The sequence below is a fragment of the Marinobacter bryozoorum genome (genome assembly GCF_023156245.1).
Taxonomy (GTDB): domain Bacteria; phylum Pseudomonadota; class Gammaproteobacteria; order Pseudomonadales; family Oleiphilaceae; genus Marinobacter; species Marinobacter bryozoorum.
Map to the genome: position 1 here is coordinate 1 of NZ_JAKZAH010000084.1, position 2,985 is coordinate 2,985.

General features: G+C 56.8%; 3 protein-coding genes. 2 read left to right on the forward strand and 1 reads right to left on the reverse strand.

Going from position 1 to position 2,985, the window contains the following annotated elements; all coding sequences use genetic code 11:
- Positions 1 to 223 precede the first annotated feature (223 nt).
- A complete protein-coding gene (gene paaX, locus MLC59_RS19525) occupies positions 224 to 1,150 on the reverse strand; it encodes a phenylacetic acid degradation operon negative regulatory protein PaaX (RefSeq protein ID WP_248237268.1) in 927 nt (308 codons plus the stop codon).
- A gap of 362 nt (positions 1,151 to 1,512) precedes the next feature.
- Between paaX and MLC59_RS19530 the strand changes: the two genes are divergently transcribed.
- A complete protein-coding gene (locus tag MLC59_RS19530; RefSeq protein WP_248237269.1) occupies positions 1,513 to 2,670 on the forward strand; it encodes an ABC transporter substrate-binding protein in 1,158 nt (385 codons plus the stop codon).
- Positions 2,671 to 2,738: 68 nt separating this feature from the next.
- A complete protein-coding gene (locus tag MLC59_RS19535) occupies positions 2,739 to 2,984 on the forward strand; it encodes an ABC transporter permease subunit (RefSeq protein ID WP_248237270.1) in 246 nt (81 codons plus the stop codon).
- Position 2,985: the final 1 nt, after the last annotated feature.

A 2,985-nucleotide genomic window follows, 5' to 3' on the forward strand; every position in this document is an offset into this window, starting at 1 on the left:
TCAGCAGTGAAACAGACCAGCGCCGATGGTAGTGTGGCTTCTGCCCATGCGAGAGTAGGTCATCGTCAGGCTCTTAATCCCAAAACCCCGACAGCGAAAGCTGCCGGGGTTTTTTTATGGGATTAAGAACCTGACGATGACCTACTATTTTGGAAGTTAACGCCACAAAAAAGCCCCGACACTTCACAGCATCAGGGCTTCGTCACTCATTCCTTGTATCACCTCAATCCCGCAATCCCCCAAACCGTTTGTAGAAGCCCTCATTGGGCCCTGGCAGAGGCCCTGAGGCGTTCTCCAGGGTCTGGTCCAGCCATTCCTCTGCTCTCTTATAGATCTGACGGTACAGGTTACGACAGAGCTGTCTGGCGCTACGGCCTTCCCAGTCGCCAGGAAGCAGTGCATCCGGTAGCTGGGGATCGCGCAGCAGGATCTTCCGGTATTCGTGAATCAGAAGCGTGCGGGCAATCAGGCAGTCTTCTGGCGAGAGCGTGTCCTCGTCCTTCAGTTCCTGCCATAGCGGCCTGAACTGATCCAGGAAGCGTCGGTAGCGTCCTCCGAGCTCGTCCAGGTTCCAGCCTTCCCTGACTTCCCGGCGCATCGCCCTGGAGCTCAGGGGCTCTACCGGATGCGTCTGCATCACGATCGTGTCGTCGAGGGCGTCCCACTCCTGTAGCAACGGCAGCAGTTCTTCCCTCTGTATGCGCGGATGAATCATGACGCCCTGGCCGATGCTGCCGAAGCTCAGCCACTTGAGTTCTTCCCTGACTCGTCTGCGGGCGTCGGCTTCCAGTTGGGTGAGCAGGGCCAGGGTCCAGCTGCCGGTCCACTCCCAGGTGGACATTTCGTAGACGTGCTTGAAGGCCTGCTCGAAGCGCCGGAGTCCGGGGCCGGTCAGGCTGTAGTAGCTACAACGGCCGATTTTCTCGGCCTGCAGCCAGTTTTCCTTCACCAGTCGGTACACCGAAGTTCGTACCAGTCGCTCGTTGATGCCTACAGGCTCCAACAGCCTGGCCAGGCTGCCCAGCCACACGGTGCCGCCCCTGGGAACGATCGCATCGCCGTACAGGGTGATGATCAGGGAGCCGGCCCGGATGGGGCGCTTTCTTTGGAACTGGCTGACAAGGTGGTCGAGTTGTTTTTTTGCTGGCATAGGCTGGGTGGTTCGCTCGAAGGACACTATGAAAGTTCGGGTGCTTATTATCCTTATCCAATGGTTGCGGGTAAAACAACCATTTAGCAAAACGCAGTGTCGACGTTTGGCTAAAGCGGTTGACACAAAGAATACGATACAATAGCGTTAATTGTAAGTCTTGATATGTGTCAGGAAGCAGGAGTGCCGTAGTGATCAGCATGCTTACTGGTTGCGGTGGTTCTCAGAGTAGGGAGACTTGATTTCTGAACACCTCTGGGACTTTTTGTGCTGGAAAGTGAATCATAATCCGATAATGCGCTTTCCGTTAGGTAACAAAAACAAAGAGGGCACTTTGTGCTCCAGAACCTGGGAGAATAACAATGGCCAAGAAAAGCCTCTTGCGTCGTGCTGGTGTGTTGGCGGCTACGCTGGCAACCAGTCTGCTTGTGTCCGCACAGGCGGCCGAACCTATCAAGATCGGTTCGTTCCTTTCGGTAACCGGTCCCGCCTCGTTCCTTGGCGATCCGGAGCTGAAAACCCTCGAAATGTACGTGGAGAAGATCAACGAAGAAGGCGGTGTGCTAGGTCGCCCGCTCGAGCTGATCCACTACGATGATGTGGGTGATGCCTCCAATGCCCGTAACTTTGCCGGTCGCCTGATCCGCTCTGACCGGGTCGACATTATCGTCGGTGGCAGTACCACTGGTGCGACCATGGCTGCGGCCCCTCTGGTCAAGCAGGCCCGCATTCCCTTCATTTCCCTGGCAGGTGCCGTAACCATCGTAGACCCGGTTCAGGAATGGGTCTTCAAGGTGCCGCAGTCAGACCGTATGGCGGCCGAGCGTATCCTGTGGGATATGCGCCGTCGTGGCTTTGACAAGATCGGCCTGATCTCTGGTACCGGTGGTTTTGGCGCTTCCGGTCGTAAACAGACCCTGGCGGTCGCCAGTGAGTATGGTATCGAGGTGGTTGCCGATGAAACCTACGGTCCGTCAGATTCCGATATGACCGCTCAGCTCACCAATATCCGTAACACCGAGGGGGTCGATGCCATCCTCAACTTCGGATTTGGCCAGGGCCCGGCGATCGTTACCAAGAACTATGCGTCGCTGGACATTGACCTGCCGTTCTACCAGTCCCACGGCGTCGCCTCCAATGCCTTCCTCGACCTGGCGGGTGATGCGGCTGAAGGATTGCGCCTGCCAGCATCTCCGATCCTGATCCCGAACTCTCTGCCGGAGGATGACCCCCAGAAGGACGTGGTCCAATCCTATACCCAGGACTACCGGGACCACTGGGGTAGCAGGGTCTCCACCTTCGGTGGGTACGCCTATGACGGTCTGATGCTCGCCGTGCAGGCTATCGAAGCTGCAGGCACCACCGACAAGGCCGCGGTTCGTGATGAACTGGAAAACATCATGGGCTTTGTGGGTGTGACCGGTATCTTCAACATGGCACCGGATGACCACAACGGCCTGACCCCGGAATCGTTCCGCATCCTGGAAGTCAAGGACGGCGACTGGATGCTGGTCGAGTAATAGCCTGACCAAACCTCTGCCCCCGGCCTGCTCATGGATGGGCCGGGGGTGCCTGACGGTATCTTCCTATGTTCTCAGAATTTCTTCAGTACCTGTTTACGGGTATTACGATCGGGGCTACCTATGCGTTGGTGGCTCTGGGTTTCACCATCATTTACAACGCCAGTCACGTCATCAACTTCGCCCAGGGTGAGTTCCTGATGATTGGTGGTATGGGTACCGTGGCCTTTATGGGGCTGTGCGTATTCCAGACCAAGGTTGCCACTGATTCCAGACGAAGCCTGCCACCCATTCCACGCGAAAGCTGCCACTGAT